Raw genomic sequence first — 18,109 nt, 5'->3', positions numbered from 1 at the left:
GAGGCCGTGTCTCGATGGGTGGTCCCGGACAAACGTATCGGACGCGTGATCGTGACGATCAGCCCGTGGGCGGGCGCCGCTGATCGGGTGGGGTGTCGCGCCGCAGCCGCTCGCGGCGCAGGGCCACGCGCAGCGACTGGGTGATCAGCAGCATCGTCGCGCGCCACTCGGTGGCCTCGTCGCGGCAGGCTCTCGCCTCGTCGATGTCGCCCTCGTCGGTGGCCCACTCCGCGGCCGCGTTCAGGGACTTCACCTGGCCGAGCGCGGCTCTGATGTAGTCCATCGCGGTCCGTCGGTTGTCCCCGCACAACCCCATCACGGTCAGCGGGCCCGGCTTCGGGCCGTAGCGGGACAGGTGGTGCACGCGCATCAGCGCGGCAGGGACCGCGCCGTCGTCGACGGCCGGCGGAGGTGTCGCCAAGGCGGCATCGATCGTCGGCACGTCGTCGATGAGGAACTCGGTCCAGGTGCGCAGCGCAGCGATCAGATTCGCGCGATGGAACGTCGCGCACCCCAGGCGCAGCGTCGCGTACATGTGGGTGTCGATGAGCCTCAGCCCCACACTCGGCCACCGAGCGGCGTGGGTGGCGAGGTAGAGCGCAGCGCCGGCGACATCAGGCACCTCGTCGACGATGCAGGCGAAGAACTCGAGATGCGGTTCGTCGTCACACACCCGCAGCCACGATCCGAGGGTCCCCACCGGCACCTGGATGTCGCCGTCGGAATCGACGACCACCGCATGGTCGGTCGCCTCGGTGAGTGCTTCGACGGCCAGGGCGCGCAGCTGGTCGACCGTGCGCACCACCACACCGATCGCGAGTTCGGACTCCGCGGGCACCGGTGTGGGGTCCCCGACGAGAAAGCCGGGGTGCAGCACGTCCCAGATCTCGCGCAGCGCGGTCTGGGCCTGCAGGGCGAGGGCGTCGACCTCGCGGCGCCCGCACTCGAAGACGTGGCGTCCCTGCGCACCGCGCAGCCACTGCCATCCGGCCGCATCGAGTCGCTGCACCTGGTCGAGGTGGCAGTCGGGGGTGGTGTGCAGGTCAGCGGCGTCGATGGTGCACTGCAGCCGATGTCGGGAGGTGACGGTGAACGTGAGCCGACCGCGGGGGCCGTCGGGCAGGTCCCGTGTCGACTGCACGATCTCGAGGTCGTCGCCGCGCTGCAGTCGGGCCAGCCGGTCGGCCAGATCGATGCGGAACGTGCGCCACGCGGACTCGACGGCGGAGTCGAAGTCGGTGTCGTCCACGCCTGCCCCTCCCGTCGCGTCGCCCTGCCGGTGGTGGCGGGTGTCGGGGAAGGGTACGACCGTGGTCCGACAGGTCAGCCGGGACGCACCGGCGACGGGTAGTCGGGCAGATCGATCGCGTCGGCGGGCGGGGAGGAGAACCGAGCGGCGATCGACTGCACCGGCCGCGACGCGGCGACACAGGCCGCGGCGTTGAGCAGACGGACGCCCAGCCGCGACTTCGGGTTGGCCACCCGCGGTGTACCGGGCGGCAGCTTCTGCGCCTGCGCGACGTAGGGCCGCAGGATCGACTCGTAGCGGGCGAACGCGTCACCGCCGGCGATCATCTCGTGGGCCAGCACGTACGCGCCGACCAGCGACAGGCTCGTCCCCATGCCGCTGACCGGAGAGGCGCAGTACGCCGAATCCCCTAGCAGCACTACGCGTCCGTAGCCCCAGGTGGGAAGCTTCACCTGGCCGATGCCCTCGAAGTAGAAATCGGTCGAGGCGTCCATGCCGTCGAGCACGCGGGGCATCTCCCACCCGTCGTCGCCGTACCGCGCACGCAGTTGCGCCTTCTGCCCGGCGGTGTCGAGTGCGTCGAGTCCCTGCTCATCGGTGATGAACGACAATGCCGCTCGGGTGGTGCCGTGGGTGTCGGGGCGGACCAGTGCGGAACGACTGCCCGGGAACGAACACCACGACGCCCACTGGGTGTCGGATGCGGCGCGCGGGATCGTGAAGTACGAGGTGTACATGCCGAGCGGGCGGATGGCGTCGGCATCGTCGACAATGAGTCGTCGTGTGCGTGAACGCATGCCCTCGGCGATGATGACGTGATCGAACGTGCGGGCCGCGCCGTGGGCGAACGTGACGTGGACGCCCGCGCCGTCGTCGTCGAGATCGGTGATGGTGTCGCCGAAGACGGTCTGCGCGCCGGCGGCGGTGGCGGCATCGAACACGATGCGCGCGAGATCGCCGCGCAGGATCTCCAGTTCGGCGGTCGGTCCGTTGCCGTCGGCGAAATCCGATGCCGCGAAAGCCGCCTTCACCTTTCCGTTCGTGTCGACGAACTGCAGGCCCTTCTCGCCGGTGCCGGCCGCGCGGATGAGGTCCTCGACCCCCATCCGCCGCGCGACCGTCCGACCGGCACCGCGCACGTCGACCGATTGGCCGCCGGGCCGCAGCCCGTCGAACCGCTCGACCATGGTGACGTCGAACCCGGCGCGCGCCAGCCAGTAGGCCGCGGTGGGTCCGGCGATCGACGCGCCGGAGATCAATACAGTGGTCATCGCCATCGTCCTGTCGTCACGTAGTAGGCTTCTTGATGAAGTAACTTGATGATCAAGGTATCCACCGTTGGCGTGGTTGTCAACGTCGACGAAAGGTGCGCGGTGTCGAACGATGCGAGCGGTCACCGCGAGCGCCTGCTCGACGGATTGCAGAGGTACGGAGCCGATTTCAACCAGTTCGGCCGACGTTTCGCCGATTCTCTCGGCCTGCACACGACCGACGCCGAGGCGCTCATCGACATCGTCTACTTCGAGGACCAGGGCATGCCGCTGTCCCCGGCACGTCTCGCCGAGCGCATCCATCTGACCTCGGGCGCGACGACCTCGTTGCTCAACCGGTTGGAGGCGGCGGGCCACATCGTGCGCACCCGCGAGCACTCCGACCGCCGGGTGGTCACCCTGCGCAGCGGTCCGTCGGTGCACGACCACGCCGACGCGTTCTTCGGGCCCCTGGGGGAGAGCATCGACGCGATGATGGCCGACTATCCGACCGAGGTCCTCGAACAGTTCGAGGCGTTCCTCGCCGACCTGCACCGCACGATGGTCGCCCACATCGAGCGGCCGGATCCGCCGCCGACGTAACGGTTCTCAGGGGACGACGGTCACCGGGCAGGGGCTGTTGCGCACCGCACGGCCGGCGATCGATCCGAAGATGCGGTGCACCAGCGTGGTGCTCGCGCCGATCACGATGCCGTCGGCGTGGTGCTCACCGGCCAGGCGCACCAGTGAGCCCGCGGGGTCACCGACGGTGGTCTCGAAGCGGATGTCGACGTCGGACTGCGCCCCGAGTTCGGCGATCTCCGCCTCGATCCGCTGCCCGGCGTCCACCAGGGCCGCACACCCGGCGACGGTGGCGCTGGTGGTGGCCACCGTGATGGGGACGACGTTCACCGCGATCACCGCCGACGCATCGCGCGTGGCCTGTCCGAGCGCGTAGAACAGTGCGCGCCAGGAGGTGTCGGATCCGTCGACCCCGACGAGCAGGGTGCGGCGGTCGATCGGGGTGGGGTTCGGTGCGGGCATCGTGGGGTGCCTTCGGTCAGCGACGCTGGGCGACGGCGCGGTCCTCGCGCAACGCGGTCTCGGCCATCACGGCCTCGCCCTCGAGTGCGGGGATCTCGGTCACCGCGCTCTCGGCGTCTGCGCGTTCGTGCGACTCGGTCTGCTGCTCCTCGATGTCGGCGTCGGTGAGCGCGCCGTGCACCGTCGACAGCACCACCGCGGCGATCACGACGGCGACGGCGCCGAGGATGAACGGCACGTGGTCGTTGTAGTGTTCGACGAGCTTGCCCGCCGCGAACGGCGCGAGGCCGCCGCCGATGAAGCGCACGAATCCGTAGGTGGCCGAGGCGACCGATCGCTGCACCGGTGCGATGCTCATGACCGCGGTGGTGACGAGGGTGTTGTTGAGCCCCACGAAGATCCCCGAGGCGATGGTGGCGCCGATGACGACCGACTGGCTGCCGGAGAAGATCCCGATGACGAGGCAGGCCAGCGCCATGCCGACGAGCGCTCCGTAGAGCGTCTTCGGTGTCCCGAAGCGCGACTTGAGCATCGGGGCGCCGAACACCGCGAAGATCGCGACGAGGATGCCCCAGCAGAAGAACACCGCACCCAACTTCAGTGCCGAGAGGTTCATGAGGAACGGCGCGTACCCGAGGATGGTGAAGAAGCCCCAGTTGTAGAGCAGGCCGGTCACACTCGTGGTCGCGAGACTGCGGTGCCGCAGGGCCTGGATGGGCTCGAGGATCGACGACTTCTCGGCGGGTTTGGGGGTCGAGGGGACGAAGGCGATGGTGGCGACCAGTGCGATCAACATGAGCACGGCGACGCCGAAGAACGGTCCGCGCCAACTGATGTTGCCCAGCACGCCACCGAGCAGCGGTCCCGACGCGATACCCACGCCCAGTGCGGCCTCGTAGAGGATGATCGCGCCGCCGAAACCGCCTGTCGCCGAACCGACGATCACCGCGAGTGACGTCGCGATGAACAGGGCGTTGCCCAGGCCCCATCCGGCGCGGAAACCGACGATCTCAGCGATGCTGCCGCTGAAACCGGCCAGCGCCGCGAAGATGACGATGATGACGAGGCCGACCACGAGCGTCTGCTTCGCGCCGAAGCGGCTGGAGAACCACCCGGTGATGAGCATGGCGACCGCGGTGACCACGAGGTAGCTCGTGAACAGCAACGTCACCTGCGACGGTGTCGCGTCGAGCTGCGACGACAGCGACGGGAGGATCGGGTCGACGAGGCCGATGCCCATGAACGAGATGACGCAGGCGAAGGCAACCGCCCACACGGCCTTGGGCTGGCGGAACGAGTCGAGAAACGACCCGGAGCTGTGCGTGTGTGCCACGGTTCCTCCTGGTGGAGCGTCGATCGTCGGTGGCGCCGTTGAGCGCCCACTTATCCATAGATACTCTATATAAAACCCCTATGCAATCCCTCGGATCGATCTATGCTGGCGGCATGAGCAAGCCAACCTCGACCGTCGACGACCCGGCGATCACCCGTGAGATCGGCGAGACCGTGTACGCGCTGATGACCGAACTCGTCCGGGGGATGCCCCGCGACATGAGCCTGACCTCGGTCGCCACGCTCTCGACACTGAACCGACTCGGCCCGCGGCGGGTGACCGACCTCGCCGCGTCGGAGGGCGTGACGCAGCCGTCGATGACAGCATTGGTCACCGCTCTCGAACGCTTGGGCCACGTGACTCGCCGCAGCGATCCGAGCGACAAGCGGGCGTCGCTGGTGAGCGTGACCGACCGAGGCCGCGACTACGTGGAACAACGACGACGGGCCGGTGCCGACACGGTGGTGTCGGTGCTCGACCGTCTCACCGACGACGAGCGTGACGCGCTGGCCGCCGCGGTGCCGGCGATGACGCGCCTCCGCGAACTCAAGTCCGATGAGCGGCTCGCCTGACGGCCCAACTGCGGCGAACGACGGCCCAACTGCGGCCAATGACGGCCCAACTGGCGGGAACGACGGCCCAACTGGCGGGTGGGGTCAGGGGTTGAGGTCGTAGAGGGTGACCCCGTCGACGATCTGCGGACGGTGATGGGCCATGACCCAGCTCGTGATCTGCGCCGAGGCGGATGTGCTCTCGCGCATGGGGATCGGGCTGGCGAAGGCGATGAACCAGTGGATCTGGTGATCGGCGACGTAGCGCTGGAACTGCGCGAGGGTCGGTGACGGGTCGCCGCCGGAGAACCCGCCGACCGGCATCACCGGCTTCTCGATCGCGAGCTGGTATCCCGACGCCGACAACGCACTCACCGTCGCTGCGGCCCATCGGTAGTCGTCGGCGTCGCGGGCCAGCAGGTCGGTCACCGCGCGCGGCGGCGCCTCCCCGGTGAACATGCGTTTCGCGGCCTGTTGCGCACCGGGCGCCATCGCCCGCGGCGCATTGCCGAATCCGGGGAACGTCCCCGTCTTCGGACCCGCTGTGGCCAGTCCGCCGACGCGGGGGGTCCCGACGGTGTCGAGGGTGTAGGCCAGTGGTCCGGCGAGCCCCACGACGACGGCGGCCACGACCACCGCGCGGGTGGCCCATCGCCCCGGGCGGAACCGTTCGACGACGAGGCCCACGACCGCGATCACCGCGACGGCGATCACGAACGGGCGCAACCACGCCTGGAAGTCGGGTGTGCGGCCGAGCACGATCACCGCCAGGACGGCGGTCACGATCACCGAGACGACGAGAACGCCACGCACCCACAGTGTCTCGCGGTGCTGCCAACCGCGCACCGACCCGATGCCGACGAGCAGCGCGATCGGCGGCACCAGGGCCAGGGTGTAGTACGGGTGGAAGATCCCGGCCATATAGCTCATCAGTACTGCGTTGGAGAACAACCACAACCACGCGAACACGAGAACGGCGCGCTCGAGATCGGTGCGCGCCACCCGGCCCCGCACCGCGATCGCCGCGGCACCGAGGACGAGCGCAGCCGGGATGAGCCACCCGACCTGTCCACCGACCGCAGGGGAGAACATCCGCAGGATGCCGGTCTGACCACCGAACGCCGCGAGCATCCGGTTCATGCCCTCGGCCGAACCGCCCGACCCGCCGGCACCTCTCGCACCGCCGAGGCCGGAACCCTCGTCACCGGTGAGGCGTCCGAGACCGTTGTACCCGAGGGTGAGCTCGATGATCGAATTGTGTTCGGTGCCGCCGATGTACGGGCGCGAACCGGCCGGCCACAACTCGACGGTCAGCACCCACCATCCCGCGCCCACGATCGCCGCACCCAGCGCGGCGAGCAGATGCACGATGCGCGTGCGCACGGCGGTCGGACCGCAGACGAGGTAGACCACGGCGATCGGCGGCACGATCAACAGTGCCTGCAGCTGCTTGGTGAGAAACGCCAGTCCGATGAGGCCGCCGGCGAGGACCGCCCACCGCAGGCAACCGTCGTCGAGGATGCGCAGGGTCGCCCAGGCTGCGCCGATCAGCAGCAACACGAGCAGGGCGTCGGGGTTGTTGAACCGGAACATCACCGCGGCAACGGGTTGCAGGGCCAGCACGACACCCGCGACGAGACCGGCCCACGGGCCGGCGACGCGGCGGGCGATGACGTAGATCAGCGCCACCGCGGCGACACCCATCAGGGCCTGCGGCACCAGGATCGACCACGAGTTCAGACCGAAGACCCGCACGGCGAGACCGGAGATCCACAGCGACACCGGAGGTTTGTCGACGGTGATGGAGTTCGCGGCATCCGAGGCGCCGAAGAACCACGCCTTCCACGACTGCGACCCCGCCTGTTCGGCCGCGGCGTAGAAATCGTTGGCGTAGCGGTTGATCGACAGGTCCCACAGGTAGAGCACCGCGGTGCCGATGATCAGCGCGACGAACGCGATGCGGTGAGCCCGGTCCGATCCGGTGTCGCGCGCGGCGCGTCCGACGGTCGGCGCGGTGTCCGCGGGAACCGAGACGGTGGCGGTCATGCGAGGGACTCCTTCTGCAGGTGGCGACCGAACACCCAGCGCAACGAGACGAAGCGGACGACGGTGGCGAGCAGGTTGGCGCCGATGAGCACGGCGAGGTCGACGTGCTTGTCGGCGTGCGGGAAATCGGCGTGCAACACGTAGAGCGCGAGGGCCGAGATGGCCCATCCGACCCCGAAGATCGCGATGCCCTGGATCTGGTGACCGACGGCGCCGTCGCGGCCCCGCACCCCAAAGGTGAAGGCCCGGTTGGCCCACGTGTTCACCACCGCGGTGATGAGGAGGGCCAGGAAGTTGGCGGGTTGCGCGCCCACGAGGGGGTGCAGCGCGAGGTAGAGCAGCGCGAACGCGATGGTCGATGCGACACCGATGATGCCGAATCGGACGAGGTGACCGATCATGCCGCGCGGCACCCCGGACACCTCGGGTTCGTCGAGTCGATTGCGCCCCATAGTCGCTCGCAGCTCGGCGATGGGGAGGTCGCCGCTGCCCAGGGCGCGGGCGACGCGCCAGCACCCCTTGAGGTCCTCGGTGGCGGTCTTGACGATGTCGACCTTCGAATCGGGGTCGTCGATCCAGTCGACGGGCACCTCGGCGATGCGCAGCCCCACGCGTTCGGCGAGCACGAGCATCTCGGTGTCGAAGAACCAGCCGGTGTCCTCCACATGCGGTAGCAGTCGCCGCGCGACGTCGGTGCGGATCGCCTTGAAGCCGCACTGGGCGTCGGTGAACCGGGCGTGCATCGCGGTGCGGAGGATGAGGTTGTAGCCGCGGGAGATGAACTCGCGTTTGGTTCCCCGGATCACCCGGGCCGAGCGCGACAGGCGCGACCCGATGGCGATGTCGGAATGTCCCGACAACAGAGGCGCCACCAGCGGCATCAGTGCGTTGAGGTCGGTGGACAGGTCGACGTCCATGTAGCAGACCACCTCGGCGTCGCTCTCCCGCCAGACCGCGTTGAGCGCCCGCCCGCGACCTTTCTGCTCGAGGTGCACCACACGCACCCGCGGCAGGGTCTCGGCGAGACCGCGTGCGACGGCGAGGGTGCGGTCGGTGCTGGCGTTGTCGGCGACGGTGATCCGCGCCGAGAACGGTGTCGTCGCGAGGTGCGCGTCGAGGCGACGCACGCAGTCCTCGAGGTCGGATTCCTCGTTGAAGACGGGGATCACGACGTCGAGGGTGGGGTGCGGTGGCGTCCGGTCGAGGGTCACCTCCATCTCGGGGGAGGCGATCGGGTGCCTGGAAGTCATCGTGTGCGGCCTCGCGGTTGCGGTGATCGGGTGTCGGATACACCCGATGTTGAGCAGTGCTAAAGACCGAGACTACGACCGGTTCGCGAGTGGGGCCACAGATGGCGGCGGAGAACCGTCGATGGTGACCAACGTCATCGTCGAGATGCGCGAGATGCCCGAATCGACAGGGGTTTTCGCCCGCGGACACACAGCGGACTCCCAGGGAACGTCGTGCCCGACAGACGCCACGGGCCGGCGTCTCCGCGATGTGCAGAAGCCGCCGGCCCCTCGGTGGACGGCGACAGGGCGCCGTCGGGTCTGGGTCAGATCAGTGCGAGACCTTGCGACGTCCGGTGATCGAGACGTAGGCGAAGATCAGGACCGCGGCGACGATGATGCCGACGATGAACGGCACGACCTTCCAGCCGCCGTTGTCGTTGCTGTAGCCGAACTGGTAGGTGAGCCACGATCCGATGAGGGCTCCGAGGATGCCGAGCACGATCGTCATGATGACGCCGATGTTCTGCTTACCGGGCAACACGAGACGGGCGAGCGCGCCGATGATGAGGCCGCCGATGACGGCGGAGATGACAGTCCACATGGTGAGCTCCTTCGGGGTTCGCGACGGTCGGCGGTGCCGACCGCGGCGAGGAAGGGGATCTCACTTCTGAACGCCCCGAGGGTCTTCGTATTTCGTGTGCACCTCGGTGTAGCACCGTGGAGTCGGTGTCGGCGCGTCATCCGGTCGGGTGACGCACAACCGTGTTGCTTTCTCGCGAAAGGTCACGAACGTATTGCGCTCTACGGTCGGTCGCCGACGGCGAATTCGGACATCGTTCATCGGCCGCGGGCATAGTGGGGGAGCCACCATCACGCCGGGAGTTGTGAGGACCTAGATGACAGAGTTCAAGCAGTACATCGCCGAAGAGATCGCCATCGATCACGCCGACGGCATGTTCGGGCGCCGGGAGGCGATGCGTCGCCTCGGGCTGTTGGGCCTGTCGGCCACCGCCGCGACCGCCGTCCTCGCCGCCTGCAGCACCGACAGCAGCGACTCGGGCACGGCCTCGGCGACATCGTCGGGCAACGCCTCGGCCGCGACGCCCAACGCCGCGGGCACCTCCTCATCGAACACCGCGGGGGCGCCGGGGATGTCGACCGCCGTCGGCACCGAGGCGATCACCTTCGCCGGACCGAGTGGCACGCTGCGGGGCGCCTACGCCGCGGCCGCCGACGCCAAGGGCGCCGTGCTCGTCATCCACGAGAACAAGGGCCTCACCGACCACATCCGCACGATCGCCGGTCGGCTCGCCGGCGCCGGCTACTCGTCGCTCGCCATCGACCTGCTCTCCGAGGAGGGCGGCACCGGAACGTTCGACGACCCCGCGCGGGCGACCGCGGCGCTCGGCAACGTGCCGCAGGCCCGGTTCGTGGCCGACATGAAGGCCGGCATCGCCGAACTCCGCAAGCGGGTCCCCGGGAAGAAGATCGGCGTCATCGGGTTCTGCTTCGGTGGCGGGCAGGTGTGGTCGCTGCTGGCCTCGGGCGACACCGACATTGCTGCCGCCGTCCCGTTTTACGGTCCGCTGCCCGAGGGCGCGAACTTCGCCGGGTCGAGGCAGGCCGCGGTGCTCGCGATCTACGCCGGCCTCGACCAACGCGTCAACGCGTCTCGGCCGCAGGCGGAGGCGGCACTGAAGGCGGCCGGGATCAACTACCAGGTCGAGACGGTGCCCGACGTCGACCACGCGTTCTTCAACGACACCGGCACCCGGTACAAGCAGCCCGAGGCGGAGAAGGTCTACGGCCAGGTCCTCGGCTGGTTCGGCCGCTACCTCGGCTGAGACGACCGTGCGCGCAGAGCGGCGAACGCCCCGGTGCACCACAGCGCCCACGCGATGAGCAGTGGCTGGAAGAACAGTCGGATGAGGCGTCCGGTGTCGGTGTCGAGGCCGAAGGCGTCGGTCCCGGTGACGTACTGCGAGATGTTGCCGGGGAAGACCGCCACGAAGAACGCGGCGACGATCCAGCCCACGATCACCCGGTGGCGGTGGAGCGCGAGCAGGGCCACTCCCAGCACCAGCTCGACGACACCCGAGGCGAGCACCACGAAGTCCTTGCCGAGTGGCACCCAGTCGGGCACCTGAGCCTGGAAGGTGTCGCGGGCGAAGAACAGGTGCGCGGTCCCGGCGAAGATCAGGAATCCGCCGAGCAGGCCGCGTGCGGCGTTGCGCGGCCACGTACGGTTCGGGGCGTCACGGGTCGGGGTCACAGAACGATCGTGCCCGACCGGGGCCACGATCGGTGTGCGACGAACGCGTCACATGTGCCGGACAGCTTCAGTGAACAGTCGTACACTGAGGCCATGAACGATCTGGCCCAGCAGCGGCGCACCGAGGTCCGCGAGCTGTCCCGTCTCGCGCTGGCCGAACTGGGTGACGCCACCGCCGGCATCGCCAAGGTCCACTCGGCCTTCTCCGAACACATCTTCGCCGGCCTGCGCCTCGGCCTGGGCGACTTCGTCACGCCCTCGAAGATCCTGCACGACTCGATCGCGGCCGGCACGTACTCGGTGATCACCGCGGTGTGCGACACCGCGTCGGAGATCGCCGGCCAGACCGCCGACGGCTGGGGACGCCCACCGTCACAGACCTCGAAGGGCGCGTTCGCGATCGCCGCGGTCAACGGCCTCATCGGTGACCACCTCAACGCGCAGGGCAGCCCCCTAGCCGAGGGCATGACGATCCGCGTCGACGGTGTCCCCGTCGCCCCGACACGATCAGCACTGGCGGAGGCGTTCCCGCGGGCCACCGGCCGCATCGTGGTGTTCCTGCACGGATTGATGGAGACCGAACTGGCCTGGCGCATTGGCGGGCGACCCACCTACGGCGAGCGCCTGGGCGACGACCTCGGCGCCACCGAGGTCCAGATCCGGTTCAACACCGGCCGCCACATCTCCGAGAACGGCCGCGAACTCGACGATCTGCTGTCGCGTCTCGTCGACAACTGGCCGACGCAGGTCGACGAGATCGCGCTGGTCGGGCACTCCATGGGCGGGCTCGTCGTTCGCAGCGGCTGCCACAGTGCGGCGCTGGCCGACCACGAGTGGGTGTCGCGGGTGCGCCACGTGGTGTCGCTCGGTACCCCGCACCTCGGGGCGCCGCTGGCCCGGTCGGTGCACTACCTGTCCGCGGCGCTGGACAAGCTGCCCGAGTCGCGCCCGTTCGCGCGGTTGCTCCGTCGGCGCAGTGCCGGCGTGCGCGACCTGTTCCACGGATCGCTCGTCGACGAGGACTGGTCGGGCCGTGACCTCGACGCGCTCCGCGTGGCCGCCGTGCAGGAGGTCCCGCTGCTCGAGGGCGCCACCCACTGCTTCGTCTCGGCGTCGGTGACCCGCAACCCGCGCCATCCGCTGGGGCGCATCATCGGCGACGGACTGGTGCTGGTGCCCAGCGCCAACGGTCGCGACAAGAAGCGGCACATCGGGTTCCGTGACGAGGACGGATTCGCGATCACCGCGGCCAACCACTTCACGCTGCTCAACCACGACGAGGTCTACGACTGGCTGTTCGCCCGCCTCGACACCTCGCCGACCATGCCGATGCAGAAGCAACTCACCGCCGGCGCCCCCGCGGGCCCGAGCCCGGTTCGCCCACCGTCGTCGGACCTCGGTCGCTGCTAGGTCTGGGTCGCTGTCAGCGGTCGAGTTCCTCGGGATTCGGCCGCGTCTGCTCGGTCCACGCCGAACCGTCGTGGAACCGCTCGATCGACGGATCGTGCAGATCCGGATACCAGCCCTCGGGGATGGGCGGCGGCTTCTCCCGTGATGCCCGCACGAGGGCGAACACCACCCCGACGGCGACCACCACGACCACGACGACGATCACCGTCACCAGCACACCCATGGCTGTGAGTATGTCCGCTCCGGGGTCCCGAATGCGGCCGCACCCGCGAAGTCGCAGGTGGTCGGCGGTGTCGCTCGGGGTGTCACCGGACTGTCTCGAACGCGCGTCGAGCGCGGATCGATCGCGAGACAACCGCAATGGCTGCTGTACACATGTTAAATTCACTCGTCTGTCACCAGAGCTGTAGAGGGGTACATGTCCGTGCTGCGCAGAGTTCTCGCGGTCGTCGTCACCGGTTGTGCGCTGGCACCCATCGCGATCGGGGCCCCTGCACTCGCGGCACCGGCGCCGCGTGTGGTGCTGCCGAGTTCGGGATGTGCCAACGACCTCCCCCAGCCGCCGAGCCCCGGGAGCCCGCTCCCGCAGGTGCCGCCGCGTGTCGACTTCAACGTCCCCTACCTGAAGTTGCAGCCCGTCCCGCAGTTCGGGCCGCAGAACTCGCGGCAGCGCATCCCGTCGCAGCCGACGCCGAAGGATCCCTGCAAGGACCCCTGCCCCGACATCACCGATCCGCCGAAGCCCGCGGCGCAGGTCCCCACCGGTTCGGGCAACATCCCGATCCCCAAGATCACCATCACCCCGCGGCCGTTCCTCACGCTGCCGGTGCCCGTCCCCGGTGGCACCCCGCCGCCCGGGCAGGCCCGTCCGCCGCGCCTCATCCCCGGCACCACGCCGGGATCGGTGACGCCGAAACTCCCCAATCCGCGCGCCGGTGGACTCAACTACGTCGCGCAGCTCACCGGTAAGGGCTCGACGAGTCGCACCGACAAGCGTTTCCAGGTCAACGGCACCGACCTCGGCATCATGTGGAAGGCCACCCCGAACAAGGTCGCCGTCGCGTTCGGCGACACCTTCGGTCGCGGGTTCCGTCCGCCGGGCGCCAACGGCGGCGACTGGCGCTCGAACACCCTCGGGTTCAGCGAGGACTCCAAGCTCGCCGACGGCATGTCCATCGACACGATGGTGCAGGACAGCCGGTGCCACGCAGCGGAGCTCATCGCCAGCCGCAAGGTGAACTACGCCGAGCAGACGACGATCCCGACGTCGGGCTTCGCCATCGGCAACCGGCAGTACATGAGCTACATGTCGATCAACAACTTCACGCTGCCCGGTCAGTGGTTCACCAACTACGGCGGTCTCGCGTGGTCGGACGATGGCGGCTCCACGTGGACCAACTCGCAGTACGCCCGCTGGGACAACATGTTCGGGCTCGCGAACTTCCAGGTCTCGTCGATGGTCCCGCAGGGTGACTACGTCTACATGTTCGGCACCCCCAACGGCCGACTCGGCAGCACGGGCCTCGCCCGCGTCCCCACCGCCGACGTGCTCAACAAGTCGGCCTACCAGTACTGGATCAACGGGAACTGGGTCCCCACCAACAACGGTGAGAACGCGTCACCGATCTTCGGTGGCCCCACCGGTGAGCTGTCGGTGCGGTACGAGGAGCGCTCGAAGCTGTGGCAGGCGACGTACCTCGACGTGCTGCGTGGCGCGATCGTGTTGCGGCAGTCGAGGTCTCCGCAGGGCCTGTGGTCGGAGCCGACGAACCTCATGTCGAGCGCGAAGTACCCGCAGCTCTACGGCGGGTTCATGCACCCGTTCTCGACCGACAAGGATCTGTACTTCACGGCCACGACGTACACCTCGTACAACGTGGACCTGATGCACGTCCGCACCAACTGAGGACGGTTCAGCCCAGAAGGGTTCAGCCCAGAACCGTTCAGCCCAGCGTCTTCTCGCCGGCAGCCGTGTCGTCGGCCTGTGCCTTGGCCAGTCGCGCGTTGCGGCGGCCGTAGAACAGGTAGATGGCGAGCCCGAGCGCGAGCCACACCAGGAACCGTGCCCAGGTCGCGACGACGAGGTTGAGCATCAGGTAGATGCACGCCAGCGCGGAGATGATCGGGACCACCGGACTCAGCGGGACGCGGAACGGGCGCTTCAGGTTCGGCTTGGTGTGGCGCAGGATCGGCACCGCGATCGAGACGATGAGGAACGCGAAGAGCGTGCCGATGCTGACCATCTCCGACAGGTCGGTGAGCGGTACCAGTCCGGCGAGGATCGCCACGAAGATCGTGGTGCCGATGGTGAAGCGGAACGGTGTGCCGAATCGAGGTGACGATTTCGCGACCGACTGCGGGAGCAGACCGTCGCGGCCCAGCGCGAAACCGATGCGGCTCATGGCGATGATGTCGACCAGCGTGACCGAGGTGAGTCCGGCGACCGCGGCGATCGCGATGAGGGTGCCCGCCCAGCTGGCGTCGTTGGCGTCGAAGGCCTTCGCGATGGGTGCGCTGGAGTCGAGGTCGGTGTACTTCACCATGCCGGTGACGACGAACGCGACGAGAACGTAGAGCGTGGTGCACAGGCCGAGCACGATGAGGATGGCGCGCGGGATGGAGCGCGCGGGGTTCTTCGTCTCCTCGCTGAGGTTCGCGACCGCCTCGAAACCGGTGTAGGCGAAGAAGACCACGGCCGCGGCGGTGAACACCCCGGAGATGCCGAACGTGGCCGGCTCGAACCCGCCGATCCACTGCAGCAGGGGCTGATCGAACGTGGCGACCTTCGTGGTGGTCGGCTCCGAATGCGGCACGAACGGGATGAGGTTGGCCTTCTTGATGAAGAACGCGCCCACGACGATGATGAACACCGAGATGGCGACCTTCACCAACACCAGGGTGTTGGTCACGCGCGCGGATTCCTTCACCCCGACCGCGGCGATCACGCCGAGCACCAGCACCAGGGCGACGGCACCGACGTTGACGGTCGACTCCTCGGTGAACAGCGACGGCGGCAGGTCGAAGAGATCGGCGAGGTAACCCGACCAGCTACGTGCGACGACCGCGGCGCCGAGGGCGAACTCGAGCACGAGGTCCCACCCGATGATCCAGGCGAACACCTCGCCGAGGGTCGCGTAGGCGTAGGTGTAGGCGCTGCCCGCGGTGGGGACGGCCGAGGCGAGCTCGGCGTAGCAGAGAGCGGCGAGCATGCTGACGATGCCTGCGATGAGGAACGAGATGACCACCGCCGGACCGGCGTTCTCCTTCGCCTGGATGCCGGTCAGCGTGAAAATGCCGGTGCCGATCACGATTCCGACGCCGAAGCCGACGAGGTCGCGGGTGCGCAGGGACTTGCGGAGGCCGCTGCCCTCTCCGTCACCCGCACCGGCGGCGGCGTCGCGCTGTATGGCCTCGACCGTCTTGGTTCGCAACACGCTCAGGTCTCTCATGCTCATGATCTGACGCTAGCCCGACGCGGATTCGCCTCGACACCGAACCGCCCGTCCACTTCCGGGCGTGTCCGGTTCGTCTGTTTTCAGGGCGCAGGGCGGGGAACGAACAGCTCGGCGGGTCGGCCGACGTCGGCGGTGGAGAACTCCCCGGTGCCGCGCAGGAACGGCAGCATCCTTCGTCGGAAGGTGTCCTTGGGCAGCTCGCGGTCGGCGACGGCCTCGTGTAGGCGCCGCAGGTCGAGCAGGGTGAATCGTTCGCCGAGAACGTGATCGGGGTCGGGTCGGTCGGCGTACCGCGTCCGCAGATCGTCGACGGCGTGGGTGACCATCTCGTCGTGGTCGAAGGCGAGACGCTGCGCCGGGCGGCCGTCCACGACGGCGACGAGCCGGGTGTCGGCGGGCAGTGCTCCGGCGGGGATGACCGCGCCGTGGGCCATCGACAGCACCCAACCACGGTCGTCGCGCGCGGGGTCGTCGTGCATCGCGAGTTGGTGGAAGGCGAGGTCGCTGACCCCGACCTTCGTGCGCAGCGCGCGTACGGCGGCGTCGGCGAGGCGTTCGCCGGGGTGCAGGAATGTCCCCGGCAGCGCGACGCCGTGCGGCCCCTCGACGACCACGACGTGCAGGCGGTGGTCGTGGCGATCGTCCTGAGGGACCGTCAGGACCGCGACGTCGACGGCCACCGACGGACGCGGGTGATCGGTCAACGCCCTGCCGAGGTCGTCTCGCCACACCATTGCTGGACTATAGCGCGTTTCTGCGCTAACCTTTAGCGCAGAGTTGATCTAAAGAACGAGGAGGTCGCCATGCATCTGACCACTGACCAGCGTGACCGCGCGGTCGCGACCCTGATCGGCAGCGGCGCCGGTGACGCACTGGGCGCCGGCTACGAGTTCACCTATCCCGCCGACGATGTCGTGATCGACATGATCGGCGGCGGACCGTTCGACTGGGCGCCGGGGGAGTGGACCGACGACACCTCGATGGCGATGTGCGTGGCCGAGGGTCTGGCGCCCGGTGTCGCCGACCTCGACGCCATCGCAGCGGCCTTCGTCCGCTGGTACGACACCTCGCCACCCGACATCGGGAACCAGACACGGTCGGTGCTGAGCCGGCGCAGCCCGTCGGCCGCGGCGATGACCGCGGCCGCCGCGGCGGTGCCCGGCCGCACCGGCGGGAACGGGTCGTTGATGCGCACCGCGCCGGTCGCACTGGCCTTCCTCGACGACGCGCCCGGTTGCGCGCGGGCGGCCGGGGCGATCAGCGACCTCACCCACGCCGACGTCCGCGCCCGTGAGGCGTGTCAGATGTGGTCGGCCGGGATCGCCCACGGGGTGCGCACCGGAGCACGCGACGGCGTGCGGATCTGGCTCGACGCCGCGCCCACCGACGTGCGCGACCACTGGGGACCGCTCCTCGACGCCGCCCAGTACGGAACGCCCGCAGAATTCCCGAACAACGGCTGGGTGGTCCACGCGCTGCAGACGGCCTGGTGGGCGATCTGCGGTGCCGACGGCGACGTCGTCGAGACGCTGGAACGCTGCGTGCGCGCCGGCAACGACACCGACACCACCGCCGCCATCGCGGGCGGGTTGGCCGGGGCCTGCGCGGGCACCGCGGCGATCCCCGAGGAGTGGAAACGCCTGCTCCACGGGTACCCCGGCCTCACGACCACCGACCTCGTCGTCACCGCCGACCGCATCACCGGCGCCGACACCGCACCCTTGAAGGAGACCCCATGACCGTCATCGACGTCGTCCGAGGCGACATCACCACCCTGCGCAGCGACGTCATCGTCAACGCGGCCAACTCGTCGCTGCTCGGTGGGGGCGGTGTCGACGGCGCGATCCACCGCGCGGGCGGCGCGGCGATCACCGACGAGTGTCGACTGATCCGGGCGACCACTCTGCCCGACGGCCTCGCCACCGGCGCCGCTGTCGCGACCACCGCCGGGGCACTGCCCGCACGGTGGGTGATCCACACCGTCGGTCCGCGCCACTCGTCCACCCACGACCGGTCGCACGTGCTGCGCCTGGCCTACGCGCGCTGCCTGCTGCTCGCGCACTCGATGGGGGCGACCTCGATCGCGTTCCCGCTGATCTCCGGCGGCTCGTACGGGTGGCCGGTCGGTGACGCTGTGGCACAGCAGGTTCGCGCGGTCCGCGAGGCCGAGGTGTCGGTCGACCTGGTGAGCCTCGTCGCCTACTCGACACAGATCGAACGCCTGACCCGCACCGCCGTCGACCGCTCCGGGCGGTAGGGCAGAATCG

At 69.1% G+C, this 18,109-nt stretch carries 18 protein-coding genes; 7 read left to right on the top strand and 11 right to left on the bottom strand.

Going from position 1 to position 18,109, the window contains the following annotated elements; translation table 11 throughout:
- Positions 1-58: 58 nt before the first annotated feature.
- Together ACQ7HM_RS10220 and ACQ7HM_RS10215 are read right to left on the bottom strand one after the other, a co-directional pair.
- On the bottom strand, positions 59-1,249 hold the full coding sequence (locus tag ACQ7HM_RS10220) for a TY-Chap domain-containing protein (RefSeq protein WP_434216144.1): 1,191 nt from the start codon (positions 1,247-1,249) through the stop codon (positions 59-61).
- 74 nt (positions 1,250-1,323) lie between these two features.
- Entirely contained in the window at positions 1,324-2,520 is a 1,197-nt protein-coding gene (locus ACQ7HM_RS10215; protein WP_434216143.1) for an FAD-dependent monooxygenase, read from the bottom strand.
- A gap of 102 nt (positions 2,521-2,622) precedes the next feature.
- Here ACQ7HM_RS10215 and ACQ7HM_RS10210 point away from each other — a divergent pair, with 102 nt between their 5' ends.
- Positions 2,623-3,102 (top strand): MarR family winged helix-turn-helix transcriptional regulator, encoded by a 480-nt coding sequence (locus ACQ7HM_RS10210; protein WP_434216142.1) that lies wholly within the window; start codon positions 2,623-2,625, stop codon positions 3,100-3,102.
- A 6-nt stretch (positions 3,103-3,108) separates the two neighbouring features.
- Here the strand turns inward: ACQ7HM_RS10210 and ACQ7HM_RS10205 are convergent, their stop codons facing one another.
- Both ACQ7HM_RS10205 and ACQ7HM_RS10200 read right to left on the bottom strand, forming a co-directional pair.
- Positions 3,109-3,543 (bottom strand): universal stress protein, encoded by a 435-nt coding sequence (locus ACQ7HM_RS10205; RefSeq protein WP_434216141.1) that lies wholly within the window; start codon positions 3,541-3,543, stop codon positions 3,109-3,111.
- 16 nt (positions 3,544-3,559) lie between these two features.
- Entirely contained in the window at positions 3,560-4,876 is a 1,317-nt protein-coding gene (locus tag ACQ7HM_RS10200) for an MFS transporter (protein ID WP_434216140.1), read from the bottom strand.
- Positions 4,877-4,989: 113 nt separating this feature from the next.
- On the opposite strand from ACQ7HM_RS10200, the gene ACQ7HM_RS10195 reads away from it, so the two are divergent.
- The gene (locus ACQ7HM_RS10195; RefSeq protein ID WP_434216139.1) at positions 4,990-5,448 is read left to right on the top strand and encodes a MarR family winged helix-turn-helix transcriptional regulator; all 459 of its coding nucleotides are present in this window, start codon (positions 4,990-4,992) and stop codon (positions 5,446-5,448) included.
- Positions 5,449-5,532: 84 nt separating this feature from the next.
- Here ACQ7HM_RS10195 and ACQ7HM_RS10190 read toward each other — a convergent pair whose 3' ends face one another.
- From ACQ7HM_RS10190 to ACQ7HM_RS10180, 3 genes are all read right to left on the bottom strand, one after another.
- Entirely contained in the window at positions 5,533-7,473 is a 1,941-nt protein-coding gene (locus ACQ7HM_RS10190; RefSeq protein WP_434216138.1) for an ArnT family glycosyltransferase, read from the bottom strand.
- Complete coding sequence (locus tag ACQ7HM_RS10185; protein WP_434216137.1) at positions 7,470-8,723, bottom strand: glycosyltransferase; 1,254 nt, start codon at positions 8,721-8,723, stop codon at positions 7,470-7,472. Before ACQ7HM_RS10185 ends, ACQ7HM_RS10190 begins: the two co-directional genes overlap by 4 nt.
- 310 nt (positions 8,724-9,033) lie before the next feature.
- Positions 9,034-9,306, bottom strand: a complete 273-nt coding sequence (locus tag ACQ7HM_RS10180; RefSeq protein WP_434216136.1) for a GlsB/YeaQ/YmgE family stress response membrane protein — start codon at positions 9,304-9,306, stop codon at positions 9,034-9,036.
- Between the two features lie 295 nt (positions 9,307-9,601).
- On the opposite strand from ACQ7HM_RS10180, the gene ACQ7HM_RS10175 reads away from it, so the two are divergent.
- Complete coding sequence (locus ACQ7HM_RS10175; RefSeq protein ID WP_434216135.1) at positions 9,602-10,549, top strand: dienelactone hydrolase family protein; 948 nt, start codon at positions 9,602-9,604, stop codon at positions 10,547-10,549.
- Here the strand turns inward: ACQ7HM_RS10175 and ACQ7HM_RS10170 are convergent.
- Positions 10,537-10,977 (bottom strand): DoxX family protein, encoded by a 441-nt coding sequence (locus tag ACQ7HM_RS10170; RefSeq protein ID WP_434216134.1) that lies wholly within the window; start codon positions 10,975-10,977, stop codon positions 10,537-10,539. The genes ACQ7HM_RS10175 and ACQ7HM_RS10170 overlap by 13 nt on opposite strands.
- 93 nt (positions 10,978-11,070) lie before the next feature.
- On the opposite strand from ACQ7HM_RS10170, the gene ACQ7HM_RS10165 reads away from it, so the two are divergent.
- Complete coding sequence (locus ACQ7HM_RS10165; RefSeq protein WP_434216133.1) at positions 11,071-12,387, top strand: esterase/lipase family protein; 1,317 nt, start codon at positions 11,071-11,073, stop codon at positions 12,385-12,387.
- A 13-nt stretch (positions 12,388-12,400) separates the two neighbouring features.
- Here ACQ7HM_RS10165 and ACQ7HM_RS10160 read toward each other — a convergent pair whose 3' ends face one another.
- Positions 12,401-12,610 carry a DUF2510 domain-containing protein gene (locus ACQ7HM_RS10160; RefSeq protein ID WP_434216132.1) on the bottom strand — a complete coding sequence of 70 codons (210 nt, stop codon included), beginning with the start codon at positions 12,608-12,610 and terminating at the stop codon, positions 12,401-12,403.
- A 195-nt stretch (positions 12,611-12,805) separates the two neighbouring features.
- Between ACQ7HM_RS10160 and ACQ7HM_RS10155 the strand changes: the two genes are divergently transcribed.
- Positions 12,806-14,293, top strand: coding sequence for a DUF4185 domain-containing protein (locus tag ACQ7HM_RS10155; RefSeq protein WP_434216131.1), 1,488 nt, complete (start codon positions 12,806-12,808; stop codon positions 14,291-14,293).
- A gap of 37 nt (positions 14,294-14,330) precedes the next feature.
- Here the strand turns inward: ACQ7HM_RS10155 and ACQ7HM_RS10150 are convergent, their stop codons facing one another.
- Positions 14,331-15,842, bottom strand: a complete 1,512-nt coding sequence (locus tag ACQ7HM_RS10150; RefSeq protein ID WP_434216130.1) for an APC family permease — start codon at positions 15,840-15,842, stop codon at positions 14,331-14,333.
- Positions 15,843-15,922: 80 nt separating this feature from the next.
- Positions 15,923-16,576: an NUDIX hydrolase gene (locus ACQ7HM_RS10145; RefSeq protein ID WP_434216129.1), complete on the bottom strand. Its 654-nt coding sequence runs from the start codon at positions 16,574-16,576 to the stop codon at positions 15,923-15,925.
- A 69-nt stretch (positions 16,577-16,645) separates the two neighbouring features.
- Here ACQ7HM_RS10145 and ACQ7HM_RS10140 point away from each other — a divergent pair, with 69 nt between their 5' ends.
- Together ACQ7HM_RS10140 and ACQ7HM_RS10135 are read left to right on the top strand one after the other, a co-directional pair.
- Positions 16,646-17,581: an ADP-ribosylglycohydrolase family protein gene (locus ACQ7HM_RS10140; protein WP_434216128.1), complete on the top strand. Its 936-nt coding sequence runs from the start codon at positions 16,646-16,648 to the stop codon at positions 17,579-17,581.
- Positions 17,578-18,099: an O-acetyl-ADP-ribose deacetylase gene (locus tag ACQ7HM_RS10135; protein WP_434216127.1), complete on the top strand. Its 522-nt coding sequence runs from the start codon at positions 17,578-17,580 to the stop codon at positions 18,097-18,099. Before ACQ7HM_RS10140 ends, ACQ7HM_RS10135 begins: the two co-directional genes overlap by 4 nt.
- The last annotated feature ends 10 nt before the right edge of the window (positions 18,100-18,109 follow it).

The sequence above is a fragment of the Williamsia sp. MIQD14 genome (assembly GCF_051025635.1).
Lineage (GTDB): Bacteria > Actinomycetota > Actinomycetes > Mycobacteriales > Mycobacteriaceae > Williamsia_A.
Note: the sequence above shows the minus strand (reverse complement) of the source record. Positions and strands in the feature narration are given on the sequence as shown.

Excerpts from the sequence above, each read along its gene's own strand:
- ACQ7HM_RS10215 (WP_434216143.1), bottom strand. The coding sequence starts at position 2,520 with ATGACCACTGTATTGATCTCCGGCGCGTCGATCGCCGGACCCACCGCG.
- ACQ7HM_RS10205 (WP_434216141.1), bottom strand. The coding sequence starts at position 3,543 with ATGCCCGCACCGAACCCCACCCCGATCGACCGCCGCACCCTGCTCGTC.
- ACQ7HM_RS10195 (WP_434216139.1), top strand. The coding sequence starts at position 4,990 with ATGAGCAAGCCAACCTCGACCGTCGACGACCCGGCGATCACCCGTGAG.
- ACQ7HM_RS10190 (WP_434216138.1), bottom strand. The coding sequence starts at position 7,473 with ATGACCGCCACCGTCTCGGTTCCCGCGGACACCGCGCCGACCGTCGGA.
- ACQ7HM_RS10185 (WP_434216137.1), bottom strand. The coding sequence starts at position 8,723 with ATGACTTCCAGGCACCCGATCGCCTCCCCCGAGATGGAGGTGACCCTC.
- ACQ7HM_RS10180 (WP_434216136.1), bottom strand. The coding sequence starts at position 9,306 with ATGTGGACTGTCATCTCCGCCGTCATCGGCGGCCTCATCATCGGCGCG.
- ACQ7HM_RS10175 (WP_434216135.1), top strand. The coding sequence starts at position 9,602 with ATGACAGAGTTCAAGCAGTACATCGCCGAAGAGATCGCCATCGATCAC.
- ACQ7HM_RS10165 (WP_434216133.1), top strand. The coding sequence starts at position 11,071 with ATGAACGATCTGGCCCAGCAGCGGCGCACCGAGGTCCGCGAGCTGTCC.
- ACQ7HM_RS10160 (WP_434216132.1), bottom strand. The coding sequence starts at position 12,610 with ATGGGTGTGCTGGTGACGGTGATCGTCGTCGTGGTCGTGGTGGTCGCC.
- ACQ7HM_RS10155 (WP_434216131.1), top strand. The coding sequence starts at position 12,806 with ATGTCCGTGCTGCGCAGAGTTCTCGCGGTCGTCGTCACCGGTTGTGCG.
- ACQ7HM_RS10150 (WP_434216130.1), bottom strand. The coding sequence starts at position 15,842 with ATGAGCATGAGAGACCTGAGCGTGTTGCGAACCAAGACGGTCGAGGCC.
- ACQ7HM_RS10145 (WP_434216129.1), bottom strand. The coding sequence starts at position 16,576 with ATGGTGTGGCGAGACGACCTCGGCAGGGCGTTGACCGATCACCCGCGT.
- ACQ7HM_RS10140 (WP_434216128.1), top strand. The coding sequence starts at position 16,646 with ATGCATCTGACCACTGACCAGCGTGACCGCGCGGTCGCGACCCTGATC.
- ACQ7HM_RS10135 (WP_434216127.1), top strand. The coding sequence starts at position 17,578 with ATGACCGTCATCGACGTCGTCCGAGGCGACATCACCACCCTGCGCAGC.